We start from the raw sequence: 25720 nt of genomic DNA on the forward strand, positions 1-25720 counted from the left end.
GTTCAATAGCCACATTAGGCTTACTCGCTTCAGTTACTTTATCTATCTCATCAAACACTCATGATCCGTTCACTTTTACCTGCCAGCCTTCCGCATCCTGTTGTAACTGCCACAGCCGAGCGTAAATGCCTGAGTGATCTAACAAATGCGCATGAGTTCCTTGGTCTACGAGCTGACCTTTGTCCAATACAAGGATCTGATCGGCATTTTGAATGGTCTTTAATCGGTGTGCAATCAAAATAACCGTCTTGTCCGTGACTAGCTCATTAATCGCTTGCTGCACCGCGGCTTCGTTCTCCGGATCAAGTGAAGCGGTGGCTTCGTCAAGCAATACGATCGATGCATTTTTTAACAAAGCACGTGCAATGGAGATCCGTTGCTTCTCCCCACCAGATAACGTCGATCCACCCTCGCCAACGAGCGTATCGTACCCTTGAGGCAGACTGGAGATAAACTCATGACAACAAGCTCTGCGTGCTGCCTCCTCAATCTCGAATTGCGTAGCGTCTTTCTTTCCTACACGAATGTTGTTGCCGATCGTATCCTGGAATAGATACACGTCCTGGAAGACCACAGAGATATCCTGCAACAGCTTCTCCGGGTTCATCTGATCAACGGGTCTGTTACCAATGCGGATGGTTCCTTTCTGTACATCCCAGAAACGGGCAATGAGACGTGTGACTGTACTCTTACCACTACCGGATGGACCAACCAAGGCAGTAATCGTATGCGGCTCAATCGTAAAGGACAAGTCTTTCAACACCGGCTGCTGATCATCATATCCAAAGGTCACCCGGTCGAATGAAATCGCCTGATTGGGCTGTACATCTCCCGTTCCTGCCATCGGGGCCTCCTGCTGCACATCCATAATGCGTCTTGCACTATACGCAGAATACCGCATCTCCCCATAACTCATCAGTACAACCGTTAACGGTTCGAATACCTTTGTGCCTACCAGCAAAAATAACAGAAATACCGGTAACGACAACTCACCGCCTGCAAGCAAATAACTGCCCACGAGAATCATCCACGTCATACCTGATCGTGTAAGCAACATCGCGCCCATAATCATCGGTCCCATGATGCCTTCCAACCGAATGGAAGCTGATTTCAATTCGTCAAAAGAACGACGCAGCCGTTCAAAACGTTTGCCCCCCATATTGTGGGCCTTAATCTCACGAATGCCGCTCAGATACTCCTGCAGCCGACTGGCGGCTTCGTTTTTGGCTCGAACATGGTTCTCACTCAGTCGTGCCTGAATGGAATCCGTAAGCCATAACAGAGCCACACCTAAGGGAACGGCAATAAACATGGCTACGGCCATTCTCCAATCCACCAACAGAAGTCCGCCAAAAGCAAGTACCGGAAGCACAATGGCGCTGATTAGCTGCGACAGATTGTGAGAGATCGTGTGCTCGACCTGACCATAATCACTCAAGATCAGATTCGTCAGATCTCCAGGATCTCGTTTTCCGAAAAATCCTAACGACAGATGGCGAATATGTTCTGCCAGCTTCAATCTTCCTGAGGCAGCGAGGCTGTATGCTGCCCGATAGGTCTTGTCATAAAGTGAGGCGTAAGCCGCATACTCCACCAGAAGCCAGACAAACAAGATGCAGCATACAATCCACATTCGGTTGATATCCAATCCTTTGTCCGGATCAGCGAAAGACTTATAGATCGTATTGAATATGTCCACAAGCAGCGCCGCAGGAACAATCTTTGCAATCCCGTCCAGAATCGCTGCAATTACCGAAGGAAGCAGACTACGCGGGTTACCGCCAGATATATTGTATAGATAATTCTTCATCGTCCTGCACCTCCAAGCTTCCAGGAAGCCGCACTGATATGGGCCTGCCACATGTGCTCATATACTCCGCCTAATGCACGCAATTGATCATGTGTCCCACGCTCGGCAATTGTTCCCTTTCGGATCACGAGTATTTGCTCGGCTGCACGAATCGTTGTTAGACGATGAGCAATAATTAGTACCGTTTTGCCTTGAACCAGTTGGGCCAGACCTTGCTGGATCTTATGCTCATTCTCTGCATCCGCGTAGGCAGTCGCTTCATCCAGGACCAGAATGGGAGCATTTTTGAGCAACGCCCGTGCAATCGCAATTCGCTGTGCTTCACCGCCGGACAGGTACGTGCCGCCTTCTCCGATTTTGGTGTCATATCCAGAATCCAGCTTCTCAATAAACTCATGACAGCAAGCAGTTTGAGCCACCGCTATAACGTCCTGTCGTGAAGCCGATGTGTTGCCCATCCGAATATTCTCTTCAATCGTATCGTAGAACAGATGTACATCCTGAAATACAAAGGACACGGTATCCATCAGTTTCTCCGTACCCATCTCCTGAATCGGAATCCCACCAATCGTAATCTCACCTTCCTGCACATCCCAGAAACGAAGCAGTAGATTAGCAATAGTTGACTTCCCCCCACCAGAAGGTCCTACAAGTGCGGTCATCTCTCCTGCGTTGGCTACAAAATCAATCTGTTCAAGTACGGGTTTATATGCTTCGCTCTCCTTACGTTCATAGGCAAACGATACCTGCCGAAAGGCAACCTCATATGTATCCGGAACTTTAGGCAATTCAGGTTCTTGTACAATCGGCTCGGCAAACACCGATTCAATCCGTTTCTGTCCTTCCACAATCTCTCGCATCCCACTACCCAGATACATTAATTTCAATAACGGAGCAGATAGACTCGGGGTAATGATCAGAAACAGAATAAACGTGATCGCAAACGACTGATTCCCCGCATTTCCACTCGACAGCAGAATACCCACCGGAACGATGAAGGTAAATAACGAGATCATGATCACAAAAAACAGCCCGTAAGATGTTTTACATAAATCTGTTATTCTCAACGAAATATCCCGGTACTGCGTCACCGCCTGTTTGAAGGTCAGAAACGAATCAGCTGTAATGCCAAATACTTTCACCGCCGGCATACCTCTCACGTATTCAACACCCGTCGCATTCATCTCTTCAATGGCAAGCTGAAAATCACGATAAGCCTGACGGCCGCGTTCACTGCGAAAGATACGACTTTGCAGCCAGAACCCGATTCCGATCGGGACCAACAGCGTCAGCGCCATACGATAATCGAGCCAAAATAAGTATCCCAGCAGCATCAGTGGAATGACAATCGCACTGACCAGATCCGGCAACTGATGGGCGATAAATTTCTCGATTTTCTCCACACTGACTTCGATGATCTTCTTCAGCTCACCCGCTGCCGTCCGGGTATGATACCCCATCGGTACTTTGGCAACATGCTCAGCAAGTTTAACTCTCAGCTGGTACAAAATGTTGAACGCAGCGATGTGTGAGCACATCCCCCCGATATAGAGCGCAATGAGCCCTGCAATCAGGGCTACGAATGCGACGATCCCCCAATAGATCAACAGATCTCTGTCCATCGCAGATGGTTGGCCCGCATGCGTTAGCAGTTCCTCTACGATCTTATACACTCCGACAAAAGGAACTATCTGCAATAGACTCGATAGGGTCGAGAAGATACTTGCTGTAATCAGCAGACCTTTACGCTCCTTCGTCACCTGCATTAACCCGGACACTTCAGATGTGTTGTTCATCTCACCCCTCCTGATATTAATAATCATTCTCAATATAGTACAGTGTTATATACGCACATTAATATCTCATAGAGCCCTGAATGATCACTACCTCTTCACGGAGCAATAATACCTCATCACGGATTATTGTTGTCTCACAGCATCTTATAAGCCCTATTGGGCATATGACCTCGTCACTTAACTTGAGAATGAATGGTGAAGTATTTACATTCTCGCCAAGCAAAAGAAGTGTTGTTGGAGAAAGTTTTCGTTTTTTATTGTATAGACAAATATGACTTCTTTGATCTGTAACTCCCGTAAAATTTTCCATTTAGTATGGATAAATATGTGAAGGAGTTACTTACATCATTAAACTGCCGCCTATTGAATTCAACTGTTTGTATGTTATATTATATTTTAACATGTTATAACATACAAAAGGAGTGATGTAATGCAATCGCCAGTATTAACTATTGGAGAACGGTTAAAAGAAATACGAGCAACTAGAAATCTTACACTTGAAGATGTTTCTAAACTTACTGATGTAAGTAAGCCTATGCTTGGACAAATTGAAAGAGGACAGTCTTCACCAACGATTACAACTCTTTGGAAAATCGCAGTGGGCTTAAAAGTTCCTTTATCTTTATTATTGGAAGAGCTAGAAGATGAGTGCAGTGTGGTTGATACACGGTCCAAAGACGCTATCATTGAAAATGATGGAAAAATGAGAGCATTTCCTGTTTTTCCTTTTGACCCTACCCGTAACGTTGAAATATTTTATATCGAATTTGATCCTGGATGTCACCATCCATCTGAAAGGCACCTTGATGGTGTGGAAGAATATATTTTTGTGGTACAAGGTATGTTAGAGCTGGTAGTCAACACAAAAAAAATTGTTCTAAAAGAAAATCAAGCACTCCGCTTTCGTGCTAATGTTTTTCATTCCTATAATAATCCCTATCAAGAACCATGTGTCATATACAACATGATTTTTTACCCAAGAACATAGGCAAGTTTCATCTATGATCTTCTAGAATAATTTAAAATAATGAGGTGTAATGATTATGGCAATTGAAAAAGTAAAAGATTTTTTTAAACAATATGGTATGGATTCTCAAATTATCGAATTTGAAGTATCTAGTGCAACCGTGGATTTGGCTGCATCTGCATTAGGTTGTGAGCCGGAGAGAATCGCCAAAACACTTTCTTTTATGGTGAATGGACAAGCGGTTTTAGTAGTTGCTGCCGGGGATGCAAAAGTGGATAACAAAAAATTCAAAGAGTATTTCAAAACAAAAGCAAAAATGCTTTCTCCTGATGAAGCCATTGATATGGTTGGTCATGCCATTGGAGGTGTTTGTCCATTTGCTATCAAAAATGATGTTTCTGTTTATCTAGACATATCTCTAAAACGTTTTGAGACAATCTATCCAGCTTGCGGTAGTAGCAATAGTGCTATTGAACTTACAATAAAACAATTAGAAAAACACTCTAGTTATTCAGAGTGGATTGATGTATGTAAAGGATGGCATGATTGATTTATAGTAGTTCTATATGGGGATAGCGCCAACATTTTGACTGTTATATACGCTAAGTATCAGCGGACATTTGCTTAAAGCAGGAAAAATCCGCTGTCTTTGCGCCTTAACGTCCCTAGCGTATATTTTCGTTAAAATGTTGGCTGTACCCTCAATCAACTATGGAAAGCTTTCCAGAACGAACCTTCTGTATTAATGATATCCTTGATCTGGACAAAAGGAATCGTAAACGTTGGAAACCCTGCCGCATAGGGAGCGATGTCATATGGATTGAAGTAGAGATGCAGAGCATCCGCTGTGACAAAAAACGGCTGATCCGCACTAATCCCCTTATAGGTGTCCGGAAACACATACGAGTATTGAGGATCATTTTTGATCTGATCCCCCACAATCTGGCTTAACACTTTTACGTAGTCACTAGTTGGTTTAAATAAGTCTTTCAACTCATACAACTGACCATTCGTCAGATTAATGATCGCATAGATCATCGTAGGCATACCATGCGCTGCACCCGCCGGGTAGTTATAACCTGTGAGTTGCAGTTGCAGCAATTGCTGCTGATAAAACGTAATATCAAAATCACCTGTATACGTATAATCTAGCTGCTGATCCGCAGGGATCGGTTTAACCTGGGAGAGTTGCTTCAACTTGGCATTTAGCGCAATTTGCTCCGCTTGGTTCGTTAATCCCTCCACCTGCGGATAATATACGAGATAGTCCCTGTTCGGTTTGTATTTCTCTTCGCGTACACGGTACGGTGGATGAAGTGGAACGATTGTATTTTGTCGCGAGATGATCTGTCCGGCCCGATTCACATACGATAAGCGCTGGTCTACATAGGCCTTAATCAGATCTGGTGCCACGACCTCCAGCGTTCCCGAACCTTCTACATGCGGATACCCAGCGGCAGGTCTTCCACTCAGATCCAGCAGATAGGTCCGTCTGCCATCCGATGCGGAAGCAAGGCCGTTTTTGTAATTGCTCACTTCGCGATATAGGAACTCCGTAAGTCTTCTGCCATTGGTATCTGCAATCGCGTATACAGAGCCAATATACGGCTGCTCCGGATTAATTGCTTGCCCCAGCGCATAACGATGCTCGCCTAGTTCGCGGATGTCATTATACGCGGGTTGAATGATAAACGATCCCTCCGTATTAATAACACCGTAGATCGATTTGTAGTCCTCTGCTGTATTAACAATCGCTTGCCCGCCGCTAAAAGGAAATGCCGATGAAAATTTGGGCTGAATGCGAATATTACCCCGTTCGTCGATGTACCCATACTTGCCCGAGGCTTCTTTTTGAAAAGCCAGCAGACCATCCCCTAGTGGTCCCACATAGGCATATAGGTACGTTGCGAGCCGATGTCCATTGCGATTAATGAGTGCATATTCATTGTCCTTAATCTGCACAACCGCTTTGCCATCTTGAAAATCATTCGCCGAAGCGAACTGTGCAGGTATCACCTCATTGCCCGACGCATCCAGATAACCATACCGACTCACCGATCCATCTGCCTGACCAGGATTAGAATCGTAAAATAATGCTCGACCGTCGTTCATATTCGAGATATACGGGTACGCCCGTTTGGTCAGAACCGTACCTTGTTCATTAATCATCTTAAATCCTTGAGAATCAATGGTTATCGCCCGTTCTTCGGAAAAGGAATTGATGGAATCGTATACAGGTTGCACGACATACTGCCCCTGAAGATTAATAACGCCGGCTCGACCATCCTTCACAACCACAGCCAATCCATTGGGCTGAAACTCTTGCGCGTCATCCAGTACCGGCTCAAGCCGAATGTGGCCTTGTGCATCCATATACCCCCAACGCGTCCCACTCGTGGTTCGAACGGAGATTGGATATAACCATGTCGTTACCCGGGTATGACTTATAGGGGCCATCGCCTGCTTTATTTTCTTTTCCAGCTCTTGTAGTACTTCTCTGGAAGGATACGCTTCCGGGAAACTGAGTGCCTTCTGAACTGAAGCAAGTGCTGCCGGATACTGGCCCGCATGGTACTGAGCATCCGCAAGGTAATACCAGTAAAAGATATAATCAGGATATTGCTGGGTTAGTTGCTCGTAATATTGCACCACTTTTGGATAATAGGTTGCATATACGTCCGGTGCAGGAACCCATTTCCCATTCTGCCATCGGATAATCTCCACACGATAGGCTTCACCTGTGTCATGTATCCAGAGTGCAATCTCCACTTTCCCATCTCGACCATGCGGACCAGGCATATCTATAATCTCTGCATAGCTATAGTATAGATCGTCAGGCGCCAAATCTTTGAGCCCTGATTCCGTCCACTCATATACGGCAAGCTTAGACCAAATAGAACCAATCCGCCAACCGATAATGAGATTGTTCCTTGCCGTTGAAGTTACAGGGGCAGCAGTCATTAAAGTCACCCCATACCCCAATCCCTTAATTAGTGCCATCTTGATCCAATGTCCTTGAACAAATTTCAGAATGAGCAAATACAGCTCACCATTCAACTGATAGACTGCAGCAATCTCCGGCATACCGTCACCGGTAAGATCTGCCGCATAGATCGCTGGATGTTGAACAGGTTTATCAATAGTGACGACCGTTGCACCAGCCGGAATATGTTGATTCACAATTTGTGTTAACAGCGGTTCGCTCATGGACATCTCATTTTCCTCCCTTATGACCGCATTCGCCTAATGGTATGCGTCATAAATCGGGATATGACATGTAATTCATTTTATATAAGTTGAACTGTAGAATATTCACACTTACCACTACGATGACAGAACAATCTTCTGATTGCACTTATCCCCCGATTCTTTGATTCACTTTTTATATTTATCTATCTTGCAAAGTTACTTTCTCTCCATTGATTAGCAGGTAGCTCACATCATTCACCGGAATGGTCTTAGGGGATATCCACTTAATGAGATCCTGATCCAGCTGGAGGAAACCGGATGCGCCAGACAACTTTGTACCATCCTTCAGGTGAACTTCAATACTCAAGTCCTCCACCCGAATCTTGCTCAGTGCCTCACCTGTAAGCGTGACGCCAACTGCGGAAAGAGTTACATTTGCCTGTGAGGCTCCATTTGCATCAAGCTGAATGTTTCCTTTTTTACTCAAAGCATTTTGACTCAGGTTGAAAGTAGTTTTCCAATTCCCTTGTACAACTTCACTAATGCTCGTAAAGCTGCCTTGGAGTCTGAGCTTATCTAATTGGTCAACAGAGGACAGATCATACACATACTCAATGTAATCCCCACCAAACCTAACCTGACCTTTCATATAGTGTCCATAGCTAACGGAATATTCAGGTATATCGAGCTTTTGACCTTGCTCATCCGTGAAGTAGAAATATCCATGATTATACTCGCCAATCTTATTATCCGGATTAATCTGAATGTGCAACTTGTCATTCACAAAACCCATATTGGAAATATGCATCCAATCAATACCGGAAACGGGGATATTCGTTACATCCTGATGCAGTACCGGAATAGGATCAGTTTCCAATTGAATATCGGTTTGACCTCCCAAGCCACTTATACGATCTTGATCCAGGATATCATAGTTATTGTTTTGCTTTTCTTGTAGCAACTGCTCCCAGTTCACTTGTACGTTGTAACCATCTTGTCGAGATGTACCCGACATCAGCGTATTGATCTGAACGGTAATTCGATTTTTGCTGACTTTTCCTTGAATGAGGAATCGAACAATAGCCGTTTTATTAGCATCATCATAATGAATAATCTGAGCGTTGTTTGCATTACCTCCGGTTACCCTGTAATCATATACATCCAGTGTATCGTCAATGCGATGACCCGTCAGATCGGATAATGAAACATAGATTTCCGTTGTATCCCCGTCCCTGACAGCACCTATAACCTCCATTCGAATCCCTTGATCTTCACTCACCTGGTGAACAGGCTGAAGAATGCCAATCCGATCTGCACCTAGAAAATGAAGAACAGTAGACAAATCAATGATGCCCACCGATGCAGCTGCCCCTGTAACAAGACATAACGATAACGCAGCGGTTACAGGAATATAGATGGCTTTACGATACCTTTTTCTTTTATTCATGGACTTCTTAGTCTGTGCGGATGGATATAATACAGGTGGATAAAATAATGAATCTGATCTCGTAACGGTTGGTGGTTCATTCAGCGCCAATTTATCATAGAACAACTTTTTAATATTAAAGAGGTTCTGCTCAGTGAATTCTTTCTCGGATTTTCGCATTTGATCGCCTCCTTTATTTCCTGTTCATCCACCATGTCCTCAATCGTTGTCTGGAACGATAAAGCTTATTATGGACTTGCCTAACGTGCAGGGACAGTGCCTCCGATATCTCATGGGGTCTCTGTCCTTCGTAAAACCGACGTTTCATAATCTCCCGTTCCGGTTCTGGGAAAGATTCAATCATGTGATTAAGTTCTGTATACGTCTCTTTACTGATCATCTGGACCAACAAATCATCCGTTTGCACCGAATGAATCTCCTCTTCATATGTAAGCTCAGATCTTCGATTAAGTTTCCGGTAGCGATCAATCGCTTTATGTTTTGTGATTGTTGCAAGGTAATTTTTCAGGCTACTTCGCCCAGACTGGAATGCATCCGGATTCTGCCAGAAAGCAAAAAATGTATCTGCTACGCATTCTTCAATCTCTTCTGCCGATGCATGATGTAGGATGGAATGAGCAATCTTCCATAACAAACCTGCGTAGTGGTTCATCACCCATTCCATGGCCTCAGGATCACGATCCGCTACTGCCTTCCGTATCTGTTCTTCCTCCACGATTACATGTACCCTCCCTTCCATGCTAATATGATCACGAATATTCGTGTTGATCTGTGCTTCCTACCTATATTCGTTTAACAAATGACTTTTACTTACTCCACGATAAAAAAGATTTGCAGTGACCTTATGGTCTTCTGCAAATCTTCTTATATTCTATAATACATCTTGTTTATTACATCATATCGCTTCATGTGCCTTCGCTTGGAATACTAACCAATATTACGCCTCTTCTTGCACACTCAATTGCACATATTGGGTGAGACGACAATACTGAAATAACAGCAACTCTTCATTACCTTGTCCAAGAGCCACGCTACGCCCTTCCTTGATGAGTTGATTCAACAACTCATGCAAGAAAGTCATCTGCAACCGCGAGGATTCAGCTGCGAGCTGCTCAAGTACCTCAATATCCCGAATCGTAAACTGAGATAACCCACGTAGGAGCAACTCTTCCGACCAGCCGTTAATTCTCTGCATAAACTGATTATATTCTTCCAAGTCTGCCCATCCTCCCATTACCGATATCCAGTTTCAGACTGAGTACCGTTTGACCCTTCAGGAAACTGATCGGGCTAATCCGTTTTGGTTCCACACGCACAAAGGCATAGAAGTGTTCAAGCGATTGGGAACCATACCCTGACTCCAGTCTTTGGATCATCGTTTGCCAATCAGTTGAATACGGGAGAGTAAGTGCCAAACGTTCTCCTTCGGCACTCTCAACCGTCAGGACAAGATCCTGCGTTTGTTTGACAAAGTTATGGTCCACAATTCGAGCAACTTTGATCACAGCCAATCGTTCTTTGGGAGCAGCAAACAAGTCGAATGTTCGCGATTCCTCTTGAAGAACAGACGTTACGTCTTGCATGGTTTTGCCCAGATTCAACGTTTCCACACCCGTTCGTGGCAAAATCGCAAGTTTGGCACCTTCCCCGGAAGAGATCCGGCGTTCTTCATTCACTTTAACGCAATGGAATTGAACTTCTTCACCGACGAACTGGCGAAAGGTCAGACTAGGCAGCCATGGTGTGAATGCACCATAATGCTCTGTATATGAGAACTGCTGATCATCGTAATATACAGCACGTACATCGCTATAGGTGTAGATTTCCTCATCATCGAAACAATAGAAATAATAGGTGATTCCACGGAAACCGGATCGTGTCTCCCACGCATCAGCTCCCAGTCCATACAGGTGAAGTGAAGGAACCGTAAAATATTTACTTCGAAAACTGCCAATGAGCTGACTCTGCTGAATGACAGACACCTTTTCTTCTTCAAGAACCTGGAGTGCAAGATATAGCTTGCTCACCCGATCCAACATGGATTGCATGGAAAAACGTATATGTCTGTTGAAAAACAACTGTAGTTCTCCTTGAATCCCTCGTAAACTGCGTTCTATGTCAGGCAGGTTGCCACTATGAGCAGCGATTGCCAAAGTCTCCAGTTGTGCCATATAGGACTGAGGAAGACGGGCCAGTCCCGTCTTCAACAATCCTGCCAGCATAATCCGACATTCCTGCACTGTCTGAAGAGAGAACTTGGCTTCGTATACCCGTCCACTTAATGCATCCGAATCATCCAGGCCTCTTAGTACCCGATATCGTAGCAAAGCTTCAAGCTTGGCCATTTTCCCAGCCGTCTGCGGTACCTTACAAAGTGCTTTTGCAAGGCTCGCTTCCTCGGTAAAAGACACCTCGATATTCTGTGTGGTCAGATGAACCGTAAGAAGTGAGTCTTCAATGATCTTAATTCCCTCTGGGTATCTCAGTCGGAAAACAACTTCCTCAATCATGGAAGAACTATACGATTTAATTAACACGGGAAGGTCAGACTCCGTCAACCAGCGGAAGCGAGACTCGATCTCACGTGATACCGTATGCGGAATTTCGCTTGGATCGTCCACATTTGATACTAAGTTTGATACTGATTCTTTTACTGATACGTCTTTGGATACGTCCAACGGATCATTATCCGATATCCCTGAGTCCTTATCCAGCGCATGCTTCTCGTCTGCATTCATTGAATCCTCTGCCGTATATTCCCGTTGATCATACAGAATTGCAATCAGCACATGTTTGCAGATATGATCGGCCGGGCAGGAGCATTCCCAATGATCCAGCGTATTTTCAAGCGTACAGTGTGTCCCGTCACTGAGCTGACAACTCACAGATGATTCATTCCATGTGTACGTCACACTTACACCATTGTCCAACTCCTTCAAAGACCTTTTGTACAACCCCTTGTTGGCATACCGAATCAAATAATCCTCCGTACACAGCTTCGAAAAAATCCGGAATTTCTCCTTGAATCCACTCACGTCATCAACGCCCCGTTGCTCTCAGAATGTCGTAGATCGTTTCACTGAACACGCGACCCGGAACGTTGCCTAGAGCAATGGGTTTGTTGTCACCATAGTAATAATATTGCTTGTTATTCGGTTTGAAGAAATGAAGGGATTCCAGGGTAATGTCATCTAATCCCTCGTAATACGTGATGCTCGTACCGCTGAATTGTAATTCCGCAACAAGATCTCCGTACTCTTTATAAAATTCATGATACCAGCCGCCGTCCTGAGCCTGTCCTTTGATCCAACCGTATTTCTCCAGTGCTTTGGGGAAAGCCGTTGGTGAAAAGTCAGACTCGGGCAGATGATCGTATTCATTCTTCATCTTGTCCTCATCTTCTGGCTGGTAAATCTCACGATTCAATTGCTCAAATGGCTGCTTGATCTCGTAATCCTCCAACTGCGTTGTCCAACCTTCAAGCGTCGCCTGATCCAGTTCCAGCGGGTGTATAAGTCCCACTTGTGCACCTGAAGGCAGATCAACCTCGTCTTCATCCACGGAATTGAAGGTGCCGTCCTCCATATAACGGAACGTGCTGATCAGAGCGCCATCCTCATACGTTCCCCAGATCAGACCAACAGCGAATTTTTGCATGATTACATTTTGTACAAACAGTGCTTTCCACTCATCGGCAGACCACAGACGTTGCTTGGACAATGACTCTTCCAGACGCTGCGCCTGAATGTTAACCATGGATTTGAGATCTTTTTTCAGCTGTGTGAAACGTGCCTTGGACTGGGCTGCCAATTCAGGATCATCTTTCTGTGCAGGAGCAGGCAGACTCTTCACGGATTTGCCCGTTTCTTCATTTAAGACAACGACTTGTAAGTCTCCATTGACCTTAACCAGGAAGGAACGCTCTCCGTAACTCAGCTGCATGGTTCCTTTTTCATCAAAACCAAGCGTGGTGACTAACCGATCCTCCAGTTGTTCCGAGGTAAGTCCCATATTATCGGCTGCAAGTTGCAATGCTTCTTCTGCTGCACCTTTCACCTGACGGTTCTTCACGCCACGTTTGATTTTATCGATCGCCATAAGAGCGGATGGATCCTTCAGATAAGCGAGCACTTTTACAGCATCTGCTGCAATCGCGCCGCGGCTATTTTCTGTCCATTCCTTAATTTGCGGAGCCAGAATATTCACAATCTGAATATCGCCAAAGAGTGCTGATACATACATCACCCATTTCTCTTTTGCAGGGGCACCTTCTTGAATCCAGACCTGAATCAATTCACTTGCAAAACGAGCGAGCGATGCCTCACTTACGTAATCCCGTAATTCATTCAACCGTTCATTAGGACCGGATGTATGATCCAATGATTGGACCAAAGCATACTGCTTAATCCGTTCATCTAAAGGTAGATTGTCTTCAATACGTATCAATGAAGGGAGATCTTTCAAGGACAACCAGCTCAGTCTCGACAACTTTTTGGCATCTGCCTGATCAGCGAGTGCAGCATGGGCATACTCTGGACTTAAATCTGCGGTATCCAGCAGAATTTGAATCAGGTTCTTCCAATCCTCTGCCTTCTCTTTCTTCAAAAGCTCACCATACAGCTCCTTGCTGTTTTCCAGACTGCGGATTGCGGTCAGAGCCATTTCTTTGATTCCCACTTTTTTCTCGGAGAGGTATACGAGCGTATACAAGTCCTGATCAGGAATTCGATTGAATTCCGCTAACGCCACGCCGGTGGCCTTTTTGGAAGAATCCTGCAATCCGGCACGAATCGCTTCAGCCAATATTTTCTTCGATAACTCATCACGCTGTTCAAAGGTTATCTCCAGAATTAAAATGCGCGTATCTGTTGGCAGTTTCTTGTACTGTGTCAGTGCATAGTCCAGATTCTGCTGAATGATTCGGCGGTATTCGTCATGCGGCATGGATTTGTATCTATAGTCGGTCATGCCATTGAGTGAGATCAGGCTGGTTAGCAATTTCTCACGTTGCACCTCAGGATCTTGCCCATAACGTTGAAGCAGCTGCTCTCCACTAAACGCGTATGAATTGTACATGTCCGAGATAATATCCAGTGTCCAATCAGGATGAGTGGTCAGAATTGCGAACCTGCGCATCGCCTCCGAATCCAAGGGCAGAAAACTAATACTAATGAGGTTGTGAACACGCTTCTTATCCCGATTCAGTTGATTAAACAACCCACGACTATTCGGGTCCTCCCAATATTCCTCCAGGGTGTTTTCCCCACTTAAGTATCTTGCAATCGCAAGTCCTTGACGTCCCCCGTCCAAAGGATGCCGAAGAGCGTTAAATACCGCTTGCTCCAGTGAGCCCTCCGCATTAGGCAATGTCAATCCTTGATCCTCCATGAATTTCTGAATGCAGAGTTTCAGGAATGGCGGTTTGATAATCTCGTATGCTCGAATCGCTTGTTCAGGACGATTCGCGATCGCGGATTGTAACATGTTCCAAGATACCGTGTACGAATTAAGCTCGTCCCGCAATATTTCAACCAACTGATAAGGCTCATCCAGAGGCACAAGTCCAGCAAGCAGATCATTTGGACTCTTTGCTCTAGGGTCCATACTCAGCAAGTAACGGCGAACTTCAAGTGGATAAATCTCATGTAATTGATGTATTGTGTGAAGCAAAACATGCCCAATCTCACTATTCGTATCAAGGAACCGTTGTTTACCCCCACTAATGTTAATCAGGTACAACAAGGCACCACTCACCAGTACCATCGTTTGATGGAATACGGTGTTTGAACATTGCTCTTTTGAAGAGAAAGTCGTATTGGGATACAGCTCAGCTATGAGCCGACTGCGCTTTTCTTTGAGGAATTCATCCTTCAATTCTTGGGATGATCCGTTATGCTTTCCTTGAATATTACTTACCACTACAGGTTCAATCAACGTATGTAGCTCGTCCCGCAACTTATCTGGATCATTAGCCATCACATGTTGAAACAACACGGGTAACGATTGAGCAGAAGATTGAACCTCTGCAAGATGAGAAGCCGTGTCACTGAGTCTTGAATATAGTTGTAGCAGCATTAACGCATTGATTACATCTCGATAATCCCCCTGGGTGTCAGCCTTTTTGGAATCAAAAAGCCACTGGGCACGCTTTAATTTGCTCTTTAATTCAGCCGAAATTTCGTTCTCGCCCGCAAACTGTTTGATCTTCTCCAACCGGGCCAACAACCCACCCATGCGATCAGCACTTTTGCTCTTCCCGCTCAATCCGTAGGCTTCTGAATCATTTCCCATACAGACAGTAAAAGCATCCGTTCTCCATGAACTTCTTTTGGAATAATTGGATTCCAGATATATCACAATAGCCCCTGCACGGTAAAAGATATCTCCATCGTCTTTTTTAGCGAGCTTCATGAGCAGATCAATCGTTTGATACACATAATGACTCGAATTTCCCATCATATCCGGGAACTTGTCTGTCGTTCCCAAGACATAATCAATAATTTCGGAGCTTCGATCTGTTTTTAATGAGTACTCGTTTGAACAGGTTACTGCGAATTTCTCCACCAAAGTTTCAACTGCGCGGTCTGCTGTAAGCATTACACATTCCTCCTTGAATTTAAGTGATGATCTCGCCAATCCAATCCGCGAGTTCGTTAGGCGTAATTGCTGCTACATGTGCCCCCATATTGGTTAATGTCTGTGCGGCATGTTTGTTATAGACTGAATCCCCGTTAAAATCGAGCGCGGTGAGAATCAGTAATTTGCATCCTGCATCGATGATATCTTTACAGGCTTTGTACATTTGCGCGATCGGGTACCCTTCCTCTAGATCACTGACCAGAATAAAAATGGTTTTGCCTGGATTATCGATTAACGTCTCGCCATATCGCAACGCTTTGGTAATATGTGTCCCCCCACCGAGCTGTACATTCATGAGCACGTCTACGGGGTCTTCCAGTCTGTCGCTCAGATCAACAACCTGCGTATCAAATATGAATAATTTCGTGCGCAACGCATTCAAACGGTAGAAGATGCTGGCCATCACCGAACTGTAGATGACTGAATCCAGCATACTGCCACTTTCGTCTACACCAATGATGATGTTCCACTTGTTATGGGGCTGTATATTCCCGTCGAAATACAGACGATCAATCACAAACCTGCGCTTGTTTTTATCGTAATTCTTCAAATTCTTGGTGATAGTTCGCTTGAAATTCAGATTGCGCAAGGATCGAACTGAACTGGATGTATAGCGACTGCGCTTGCCCATGATACTCGCTCGGGTCTGAGACTCCAGCTTGCTGCGTAGCTCTTCAACCACGGTTCGCACGATCTCCTTAGCGCTCTTTAACACCTCACCTTTCATCCGTCCTTTGAACTGCATAATGTTCTTGAGCAGATTCATGTTGGGTTCAAGGGATTCAAGCAACTTTTTGTCTGTTAACAATTCTGTCAGCCCATAGCGGTCAAGCGCCTGTTTCTCCAATATTTCTACCGTTGATTTGGGGAATAGTTCCCTGACTTTGTGCAACCATTTTGGTACAGTCAGATTAGACGCACCGCGTCCTCCCTCTTTTCGGTAACCTTGTTCTTCACCGTATTCACGGTTATACAGATACCCCAGAATCTCATCGATTTCCGTATATTGAAATTCACCCGAAGTATATTGCTCTGTATTGCACAGCCCCTCTTCAGCCGATTCACCGAGAATCAGACGCCAGCGATTTAAGGTTTCAGCAGAATGTTGATCCCCTCGTTTGCTTCCATCCGGATTGGAACTTTCACTGATATCTCTGGTTTCGCCCGTTGTCCGATTCGCTTCATTCATATTAGCTTCCATGCGGTAAACTCCTTTCGAAGCGCTTCATCCCACGTCTTGGACTGAATCAGCATCTGTTCATCGACCGCAGGCCTTAGCATCTCCTCTGGTTCAACCTGATGCAGACTCGCCACCCGTTCAGCAATCAAGCCCGTCTCCATTGGTGTAAAGTAGGTGAATGCCAACCGCAATTCCGGTACCATACTGATGAAATCCTCGTATGACAGCTGTTCAATCAGATAATTCAACTCGGATAACAGCTGATCTTCATATAAAAAAGCGTCACGTGCTACAGTGAATACTCCCTGTAAAAAAAGTGCGGTTTGACGGGTCTGATCCGGTGTACCATGGATATACCCGCGAGCACGATCAACAATCTCATCCCTTGGCCTGTCACCGAGCCCTGAGGAAATAGCCACACACACACCCTCCAGCTGAGCCGGAAGCTGGTGATCAGATAGAAGCTCATTCAGATGTATTCGGAATGTCTCATCCTGAAAATACTCCTCCGATGACTCTGCGAGCATGGCTAGCAGCTTCAATCCCTGAATAATGGCTTCATGTTCATCCGGGTTGGCTCTGGAGAGCTGTAACAACTTGTCCACGGCGTTCCTATAAGCTTCGGATACCAGGTCAGGGAGATGTTGCTCGTCAGATAATCCCAGTAGCCTGCGGTGTTGATGAATTCGGTTCAAGACATGCAGGCTGTTACATAAGGATAGGAAATTCCCGTCGGTCCTCAGCGCTGAGCGGACCTGTTCATAGAGTTTCATCGCTGTGTCCTGAAGCCCCATGAGCAGCGCTTGAAGCATAAGCCGGGCAAGTTCACCGCTATGATGATCCGGTATTTCTTGCATCTGTTCTTCCATTTTGCGTGTGGCTGCTCCAGCAAGTGTTCCACCATAGAGAGAGTTCTCTATCAATCTGGCTTCAATGCGGGATGAGTACATATAAACCCAGGTTTCGCGCACAAGATTCATATCACGCTCTGCGATCCAGTCCGGCCCCGATTGCCGTTTCGCGAAATCCGGAACCAGATACGTGATGCATTGAATCAATTGGCTTATCTGACGGTGCTCCGGTTTCGCATACAGATCCAGCACTTTCTTGTGTTGTCCTGTTGTGCGGATCTGCAGTTTGTGCTCTGTACAACGCGCCTTGAAGTCCTCCACGATGGGAATACTGAATGAATTGGGAGCCACGCTTCCAATGACGTCTCCTGTCAATAACTGCTGCAGCTCTTGCAGCGGTTTATCGGTCGCCAAGGTAAGCTCCCCCTTCACAAAGGAAGAGAGTGCTGCATCCATCAACTCATAGACGCCGCCTTCCCTTTTACCCCGAAGCCCGGCAAGCCCCTGAATCATACTGTATGCCTCAATTGCATCACTGGTTGATACATGTTCGTGACCGTTCCGTAATTGGCGCATCAGCTGGGATAACAAGTCCAGAGCCGTTAGATTATACGGTGTACTCTTTTTGCGAAGCAGCTGGTTCCAGATCTGATCGTAATAATTTACATAAGGCATGCCGCTCGCATATCCATTGAGCCGATCCGCTTCAGCAAAGGTATAGACCATCGGGTACATTTGTTGATGAACCGTATCTGGATTAACCGTACTTTGTTGAGACGTTCCTAATTTACCTTGTCCATCCAAACGTTGGTCTGTATGCTGTTTATCCATTTCTGGCTGTTCCAATTCCGATTCATGTTTCTCTGACATCAACAGTCCATACGTATGAAATCCACCGGTAATGACAAGCACACGGTCATACTCCTGCACCGCTTGTTGAATACGTTGTTTCATATGTGCTTCTCTTGCCAGATCACCTGAAGACTGTAATCGTTCCGCGGAATAACACATTCGAGATAAAGTACAATATGTAAATACATCCTGTACGAACTCCCGAGTGGATTTCTCCAGACCGCCAATCTCAAACACCTTTTCCCACAATTCATCAAAACTGCGACAGTTTGTTTTTTGGCACAACCGATTAATGAAGTCAGACCCCGCAAGCAAGGTTTCGTCCTGAATGGAGATCTCCTTTTGTTCTGTCTGGCCGGATTTGGATGCACGAGTGGAGAAGTGTTGATAGTCCAAATCAATAAACTTCGCCGGAATGTTCAGGCGTTTTGCTTCTTTCAAAGCTACATATTCAGGTGAATACCGAAGCATCGGATAATAGCAGGCTTCTCTCTCCAATTCACTCTCATAGGTATAGTACAGACTGACAGGAGGTAAGGTTGCCTCATCACTCAGCACCGAAATTAATGGATTACCGCTCTCCGGTCCTTCAATCAAAATGATATCTGGCTTGTACTCCTCAATTAATCGTAACAAGTGATATGAACATGCAGGGCTATGGTGTCGTATTGGATAATAGACCGTAGGATTACTCAGGTTATACACCTGGGATTCGAACAAGGATTGTAACTGAACAACATCAGGGTCCAGAACTGCTGTTAACCGATCCATTTTCTCTCCTCATAGTAGTCCTTCCACATTCCCTCTTCCCTGGAACGCTCTTTTACGACCTTGGAGAAATAGGTTTTGAGAATGGACAGATCCTTGTCGTTTTCCTTTGCAATGGTCCCTAACATGTTCTGTACCAACCGATCCAGCGCAATCGCTTTATCTTCGTAATAATAGGAAGTCATCGCACTCTGGACATAGACAGACACTGCTTCTGCCGTACTCATGGATGCTTGAGGTGTGTCGAGCTTGTAGCCTTCCCGTGTCATGCCGGTGCGCAGTTCCATAAATGTTGTAGCCAGCAATTCAACCACGTCCGGGTTAATGTCAATATCAATTCCACTATGTAATAACAGGCTTCGTGCCTGGGACTCAATAATTTTGGCTTCCATCTTCACGTTATGAATGGGCTTGATCGTTTCAAAATTGAACCGACGTTTCAATGCACCGCTCATTTCGTTAACACCTTTATCCCGAATATTGGCTGTAGCAATGACGTTAAATCCAGGTTGTGCAAACAGTACACCACCATCCAGTTCAGGAATGCTCATGACCTTGTCACTGAGAATACTGATCAGACTATCCTGCGCTTCAGCCGGACAACGTGTAATCTCTTCAAAACGGGTAAGAATACCTTTCTTCATGCCGTTATATAACGGTGATGGCACAAGTGCCGCTTCCGAAGGGCCTTTTTCGAGCAACATGGCGTAATTCCAGGAATACTTGATCATATCTTCTGTCGTGCCTGCTGTACCTTGAATCGTATTCAGACTGGTTCCGGAGATTGCTGCGGTCAGCAGTTCGCTCAGCATGGTCTTGGCTGTCCCGGGTTCTCCCACGAGCATTAATCCTCGATTGCCTGCCAGAGTAACCACTGCACGTTCAATTAACACGTCATTGCCATAGAATTTGCGGGTAATCGAGATTTCTTCTCCATTTAATAACGCAGGCTTATCCCTGCCAATAATAAAATCGCGCACATAGGCGGGAGATAACAGCCAGTTAGGGGGACGTTTCCCCTGATCTTCCTCTCGTAATGCACGTAATTCAACCTCGTATAATGTCTCGGCGGGTGGTTTAAGCATCTCCATCGTCAAGGTGTCTCCTCTCACATAAACAGATCGTATGTTCTTATTCCTATCATTTTATCACAGCCCTCGAACAACTACCCGGTAAAACGATAAAAATGGTTGAAACGTCCTTCTTATCAGCACTCTTCCTAAGTCCATGGACATAGCCTCTAGCACAAATATGAAGGTGAAATATCCTTACAACCGTGCCTAAACACTGTTTTCGGCTCCGAATCAGCATGCTTATTACCCATGCAAACGCATTGTAGGCCATATGACCTTAGGATTCATTACACTTTCGATCATGTGTTTCAACCAAATGAAGCCCATTATTACAAAGAAGAGACAGGCTATCAGCAGCCTGTCTCTTCTTATATGTCCAAATTTCACCCAATATCTATGAATTTTGATCGATACGAACCACTCTCTCAGAATTCCCTACTTACATTCTACGCCCGCATGAAGCGGAATACAGCTCGTACCACTCATAACGGGTAAGCTCAATATTTATTGCATCACGACAGGCCAGAATACGTTCTGGTCGAATCGAACCAATGACAGGTTGTATCCCTGCTGGATGCTTCATTAACCAAGCCAGTACAATAGACTCCGGTGTAACTCCACGCTCCTTAGCCATTCGATCAACCAATTGGGCCGTATGCTCAATTTCAGGACGCTGTCCCTCAACTACCCTGCCAGTAAATCGCCCCTGAGCAAGGGGACCCCAAGCTTGCAGTTGAATATGTTCTGCCTGACAATATTCCATCGTACCATAGGGAAACACGTTATCTCTAGCTTGGGGTCGATTCACCGTAACACCGGCTTCTACGAATCCGATTTTGTCCAGACTCATCTCCAACTGGTTCACAATCAGAGGTACTTTACTATGAAGCTGAAGAAGACGAATCTGTTCAGAACCCATGTTGGACACACCAAAATGGCGCACTTTACCGGAATGATGCAGTTCAGCCAGTGCTTCTCCAATCTCTTGCGGATGGGCGAGCGGATCAGGACGGTGTAACAGCAAAATATCCAGATAATCGATGCTGAGCCGTTCCAGGATACCGTCCACACTCGCCAGAATATGTGCACCTGAGGTGTCATAACGCTGTGGTCCTTCATCATCACCCACAAGACGTATACCACACTTCGACTGTATAATGATCTGTTCACGCAAGCCGGGAGTTTCGGATAAAACTCGCCCCAAGACATGCTCTGCCTTACCACGTGTGTAAATATCCGCCAGATCAAAGTGGTTAATGCCTATATCGAGAGCTGCTTCTACCGCTCGATGACCTTCTACGACAAGATCTGAAGTAATGGGGAGCCCATCCCATTCACCCCCAAACCGCATACAGCCAAGAACCATTCGACTTGCCGGAATCTGGTGGTGATGCAAAGGAAGTTGTGCGTAAGACATGTCAGCGTTCACCTCATTTTCATTTTTACCAAGCATAATAACCGCTTCTCTCTACCATGTCTTCTTCCATCTTCCTCTATTTTCCTGCTCTATCATCCATATGAAGAAAAAACAAGGTTTCAAAAGCTTCTGTATTGAATATATAGAGGGTGCAGGTATTATGCAGGAATATGAAAGGAGATTTTGCATTTGAACCCGAATGAACCCAACGAGTCCTCAAAGGCAGCGTTTTTCACGAAAGAATTCACACACAACCCTAGGATGCTGATATTTTCGATATCACACGCGAGAAGAGTTCGCATCTAGCTTTTGGCAAAGGCATTCATCTCTGCTTGGGAGCACCGCTTGCTCGTCTGGAAGATGAGATTGCAGTCAGCACACTTCTGAATCGTTTTCCAAATATACAGCTTCAGGCAAATGTGAATGAACTGGAATGGAGACCCGGCATGATAGTTCGTGGTGTCAAGGAAATCCCGGTTCAACTAAAATAATGGCTAAATATGAATAAATGAAAGTGAGGCACATGACATCATGGAAATGAACACCTTGGTATGGATCGTTTTTCTGCTTCTGATCCTTGTGTTACTGGTCAGAGTCACCAGCCTGCAACGTCAATTAAATGAATTGAAAAGAGATGTGGAGCGTCTGGAGAACGGTTCAACCGCAGGCACACGCTCCGACTTCAATTACACCTTGTCGCCGAAGGAAGCATCCCCTTCCCACACAAGCCAACCGGCCCAAACGGATCTGGATCAGGAACTGTTTGCACTCATACAACAAGGGAAAAAAATTATGGCGATCAAACGACTGCGTGAAGCTAGAGGTCTTTCGTTGAAGGAAGCCAAAGACTATGTTGATTCTCTAGATCGGTAATATACAACTCACATAACTCTCGGGGGAAGTTACTCCAGACTTTCGTCTGTTAACACAGACGAAAGTCTGGAATCTTCACCGAGAGTTTACTTTTCAAACGACATATGCTACTGTTATTTCTATATTACTAGAAATAAGAAATAAAGACGAAAGGAAAGATCATTATGCAATCAAACTCGAATGAGATTGAACAAGTCGTCAAAATTCATAAAGCGCTGGGCGAACAAACACGGTACAAAATCATTCAGATTTTATCGGGCGAAAGCAACCTGTGTCCCGCTGATCTGGAGAGCCGCCTTGTTACGGTTGCCCTATCGACTCTGTCTCATCACCTGAAACAGCTGTACGATTGTGGCCTGCTTACATCGCAGAAGAAAGGTACGTATATCTACTACAGCCTGAACACGGAGACCGCACAAAAGTTTGTTCCCTATCTGCTAAATAAATAAAAAAATTTGATTTATATTTCTATATAATTGAAAATATCGAAACAACCCACAATATTTATTAGTAAAACTAGGTCACCTAAGTTTACGCTTATACCATTATTCATTATCTAGGTTGTAACATTACCGTTCGTAGATCAGTTGCATTCAGAGCATTCATGTCTTGTTCTATCGTCTTTATTTCTATATTTCTAAAAATATAATAATTATAATCAGAAAGAGGTTATGTTCCATGTCTTCTACGCTCAAAATCTATGTTCTTGCCTTGGTCAGCTTCCTTGTGGGAACGTCCGAATATGTCATTGCCGGCATTTTGGATCGTATTGCAGATACGATGAATATCTCTTTAATCGCTGCCGGACAGCTCATTACGATTTTTTCACTCGTATATGCGCTAGGTACACCTGTCATTATTGCACTCACTTCGCGCTGGGACCGTCGCAAGCTGTTGTTATACTTCCTTGGTCTATTCGTTGTGGCTAATGTTCTTGCCTATCTGTTGCCGGGTTATGGACTGTTCGTCGCAGCACGCGTGTTGATGGCTTTAGGGGCGGGCGTTGTTGTTGTCACGGCATTAACGGTTGCTTCTCAAATAGCGGCTGAAGGCAAACAAGCTAGTGCAATCGCCACAGTAATCACTGGATTTACAGCTTCCTTGATTGTTGGCGTTCCGCTCGGAAGGCTTGTGGCTGCATCTTGGGATTGGAAGCTTGTTTTTGCCGGCATCGCCGTTCTTGGAGTTCTTGCCATGCTGGTGATCGCGGCCGCCATTTCGCCTTCCAAAGCAGAAGCCCCTGTTCCACTGAAGAAACAACTCTCTTTGCTCAAACAGCCACGAATTGTGCTGGCACTGATGGTGACCTTTTTCTGGTTAGGTGGTTATTCCATTGCTTACACGTATATCTCACCTTATCTCGTAACCGTTGCGGGAATGAGCGAAGCACTACTCAGTTCAGCTTTACTCGCATTTGGTATTGCTAGTCTGATCGGTTCAAAAGTAGGAGGATTCGGTGCTGACAGATGGGGTGTCAAACGAACGTTGATCACAGGCATGACACTGCATATCATGAGTCTGGTCCTGCTGAATATAACGGCAAGTTCTCATCTCGCTGTCTTGCTTGTTCTGATTTTGTGGTCTTTTGCCGCGTGGTCCTCGGGTCCAACTCAGCAGTATAACCTCGTGACTATGGCTCCCGAATCCTCAGGTATTATGCTTAGTCTGAATAGTTCGGTCATGCAATTAGCTATGGCCGCCGGCGCAGGTATTGGCGGAATCGCGGTCAACAGCGTTTCATTATCATCCATTACCTGGATTGGCGCTGTCGGGGTTGCTGTTGCCGTCATCATCGTTATAGGCTCGTATCGTTCAACCTCTGTGAAAAGTACACAAACCGATACATCGCATAACGCTGCCTGATATGAGTTCGTAGTACTATTCGTATTATAAAAGAGAAATTAAAAAGAGAGGCACTGTACGCATACAGTGGCCTCTCTTTAACCATTTTAACGGCTATCCTATTACCGATAAGCTGAACTCTTATTGGGCCGTAACTGCACCATCGATCGGATATACTGCACCATTAATATACGGCGCTTCATCTCCAAGCAGGAAGGAAACCAGGTTCGCGATTTCTTCCGGTCTGCCAAGGCGCCCAGATGGAATGCTGTCAACGGTTGCCTTGAACACTTCAGGGTTGTCTTTACCAAACTGAACAACCATCGGCGTCTCAATTGTACCTGGAGCAATCGCATTTACACGAATGTTGTCCTTGCCATATTCAATTGCAGCTGTGCGGGTCAAACCCACCACGCCATGTTTGGTTGCTGCGTAAGGTGCAACTGCGGGTACACCAACAATACCGGCTGTGGAGGCTGTATTCAGAATGGAACCCCCACCTGTTTTGAGCATTTCCGTAATCACATACTTCAACCCGTAGAATACACTTCTCAGGTTAATATCAATGATCTGGTCAAACTGCTCAATCGTATGTTCAATCAACTTGATCCCAGGACCCGCAATCCCTGCATTATTAAAGAACATGTCGATTCGCCCGAACTCTTCGACTGCTTTTTTCACATAATTCTCAACTTCAGGTGCTTTACTCACATCTGCTTGTACAAAAATAGCTTTACTTCCCAGCTTCTCAATCTGCTTAACGGTTTCAAGACCTGTCTCTTCGACAAGATCCACAACGACAATGGATGCGCCCTTCTCAGCCAGCTTTAGCGCTGCTGCTTGGCCCAATCCACTTCCTGCTCCAGTAATAATGGCTACTTTTCCTGCGTGACTCATGTTGATCTCCTCCATGTGTGTGTGTCATCTTGTGATTGGATCGATGAATACGATATGAAACGTACGTACATGCAATGATGCAATATGTAGGTCAAAAATGGCATAAAACCTTTCTGACT

General features: G+C 45.2%; 18 protein-coding genes and 1 pseudogene. 6 read left to right on the forward strand and 13 right to left on the reverse strand.

Annotation, left to right across the window (positions count from 1 at the left end; all coding sequences use genetic code 11):
* Nucleotides 1–58: 58 nt before the first annotated feature.
* The gene (locus tag V6669_RS16760) at nucleotides 59–1810 is read right to left on the reverse strand and encodes an ABC transporter ATP-binding protein (RefSeq protein ID WP_338587042.1); all 1752 of its coding nucleotides are present in this window, start codon (nucleotides 1808–1810) and stop codon (nucleotides 59–61) included.
* Complete coding sequence (locus tag V6669_RS16765) at nucleotides 1807–3606, reverse strand: ABC transporter ATP-binding protein (RefSeq protein ID WP_338587043.1); 1800 nt, start codon at nucleotides 3604–3606, stop codon at nucleotides 1807–1809. Before V6669_RS16765 ends, V6669_RS16760 begins: the two co-directional genes overlap by 4 nt.
* Before the next feature lie 430 nt (nucleotides 3607–4036).
* Here V6669_RS16765 and V6669_RS16770 point away from each other — a divergent pair, with 430 nt between their 5' ends.
* The gene (locus V6669_RS16770; protein WP_338587044.1) at nucleotides 4037–4594 is read left to right on the forward strand and encodes an XRE family transcriptional regulator; all 558 of its coding nucleotides are present in this window, start codon (nucleotides 4037–4039) and stop codon (nucleotides 4592–4594) included.
* A 55-nt stretch (nucleotides 4595–4649) separates the two neighbouring features.
* Entirely contained in the window at nucleotides 4650–5123 is a 474-nt protein-coding gene (locus tag V6669_RS16775; protein WP_338587045.1) for a YbaK/EbsC family protein, read from the forward strand.
* A gap of 155 nt (nucleotides 5124–5278) precedes the next feature.
* Here V6669_RS16775 and V6669_RS16780 read toward each other — a convergent pair whose 3' ends face one another.
* The 10 genes from V6669_RS16780 to V6669_RS16825 form a co-directional block, all read right to left on the reverse strand.
* On the reverse strand, nucleotides 5279–7786 hold the full coding sequence (locus tag V6669_RS16780; protein ID WP_338587046.1) for a WG repeat-containing protein: 2508 nt from the start codon (nucleotides 7784–7786) through the stop codon (nucleotides 5279–5281).
* A gap of 175 nt (nucleotides 7787–7961) precedes the next feature.
* On the reverse strand, nucleotides 7962–9368 hold the full coding sequence (locus tag V6669_RS16785; protein ID WP_338587047.1) for a hypothetical protein: 1407 nt from the start codon (nucleotides 9366–9368) through the stop codon (nucleotides 7962–7964).
* A 13-nt stretch (nucleotides 9369–9381) separates the two neighbouring features.
* Nucleotides 9382–9924, reverse strand: coding sequence for a sigma-70 family RNA polymerase sigma factor (locus V6669_RS16790; RefSeq protein WP_338587048.1), 543 nt, complete (start codon nucleotides 9922–9924; stop codon nucleotides 9382–9384).
* Between the two features lie 222 nt (nucleotides 9925–10146).
* Complete coding sequence (locus V6669_RS16795) at nucleotides 10147–10425, reverse strand: hypothetical protein (protein WP_074095345.1); 279 nt, start codon at nucleotides 10423–10425, stop codon at nucleotides 10147–10149.
* Nucleotides 10412–12244: a hypothetical protein gene (locus tag V6669_RS16800; RefSeq protein ID WP_338587049.1), complete on the reverse strand. Its 1833-nt coding sequence runs from the start codon at nucleotides 12242–12244 to the stop codon at nucleotides 10412–10414. The genes V6669_RS16795 and V6669_RS16800 overlap by 14 nt, the downstream gene beginning before the upstream one ends.
* 4 nt (nucleotides 12245–12248) lie before the next feature.
* Nucleotides 12249–15806 carry a DUF4132 domain-containing protein gene (locus V6669_RS16805; protein WP_338587050.1) on the reverse strand — a complete coding sequence of 1186 codons (3558 nt, stop codon included), beginning with the start codon at nucleotides 15804–15806 and terminating at the stop codon, nucleotides 12249–12251.
* A gap of 19 nt (nucleotides 15807–15825) precedes the next feature.
* A complete protein-coding gene (locus V6669_RS16810; RefSeq protein WP_338587052.1) occupies nucleotides 15826–17049 on the reverse strand; it encodes a VWA domain-containing protein in 1224 nt (407 codons plus the stop codon).
* Nucleotides 17034–19502 (reverse strand): DUF5682 family protein, encoded by a 2469-nt coding sequence (locus V6669_RS16815; protein WP_338587054.1) that lies wholly within the window; start codon nucleotides 19500–19502, stop codon nucleotides 17034–17036. Before V6669_RS16815 ends, V6669_RS16810 begins: the two co-directional genes overlap by 16 nt.
* Entirely contained in the window at nucleotides 19490–20590 is a 1101-nt protein-coding gene (locus tag V6669_RS16820) for an AAA family ATPase (RefSeq protein ID WP_338587055.1), read from the reverse strand. The genes V6669_RS16815 and V6669_RS16820 overlap by 13 nt, the downstream gene beginning before the upstream one ends.
* A gap of 421 nt (nucleotides 20591–21011) precedes the next feature.
* Nucleotides 21012–21989: an aldo/keto reductase gene (locus tag V6669_RS16825; RefSeq protein ID WP_338587056.1), complete on the reverse strand. Its 978-nt coding sequence runs from the start codon at nucleotides 21987–21989 to the stop codon at nucleotides 21012–21014.
* Nucleotides 21990–22255: 266 nt separating this feature from the next.
* Here V6669_RS16825 and V6669_RS16830 point away from each other — a divergent pair.
* The 4 genes and pseudogenes from V6669_RS16830 to V6669_RS16845 all read left to right on the forward strand — a co-directional run.
* A pseudogene (locus V6669_RS16830) lies at nucleotides 22256–22480 on the forward strand (cytochrome P450); the annotation flags it as partial.
* A gap of 40 nt (nucleotides 22481–22520) precedes the next feature.
* Nucleotides 22521–22862 carry a ribosomal protein L7/L12 gene (locus tag V6669_RS16835; protein ID WP_338587057.1) on the forward strand — a complete coding sequence of 114 codons (342 nt, stop codon included), beginning with the start codon at nucleotides 22521–22523 and terminating at the stop codon, nucleotides 22860–22862.
* A gap of 164 nt (nucleotides 22863–23026) precedes the next feature.
* Nucleotides 23027–23311 carry a metalloregulator ArsR/SmtB family transcription factor gene (locus tag V6669_RS16840; protein WP_338587058.1) on the forward strand — a complete coding sequence of 95 codons (285 nt, stop codon included), beginning with the start codon at nucleotides 23027–23029 and terminating at the stop codon, nucleotides 23309–23311.
* A gap of 229 nt (nucleotides 23312–23540) precedes the next feature.
* On the forward strand, nucleotides 23541–24725 hold the full coding sequence (locus V6669_RS16845; protein ID WP_338587059.1) for an MFS transporter: 1185 nt from the start codon (nucleotides 23541–23543) through the stop codon (nucleotides 24723–24725).
* Nucleotides 24726–24845: 120 nt separating this feature from the next.
* Here V6669_RS16845 and V6669_RS16850 read toward each other — a convergent pair whose 3' ends face one another.
* Entirely contained in the window at nucleotides 24846–25601 is a 756-nt protein-coding gene (locus tag V6669_RS16850; RefSeq protein ID WP_062834752.1) for an SDR family NAD(P)-dependent oxidoreductase, read from the reverse strand.
* Nucleotides 25602–25720: the final 119 nt, after the last annotated feature.

This window comes from Paenibacillus sp. Y5S-9 (assembly GCF_036894235.1).
Classification (GTDB): domain Bacteria; phylum Bacillota; class Bacilli; order Paenibacillales; family Paenibacillaceae; genus Paenibacillus.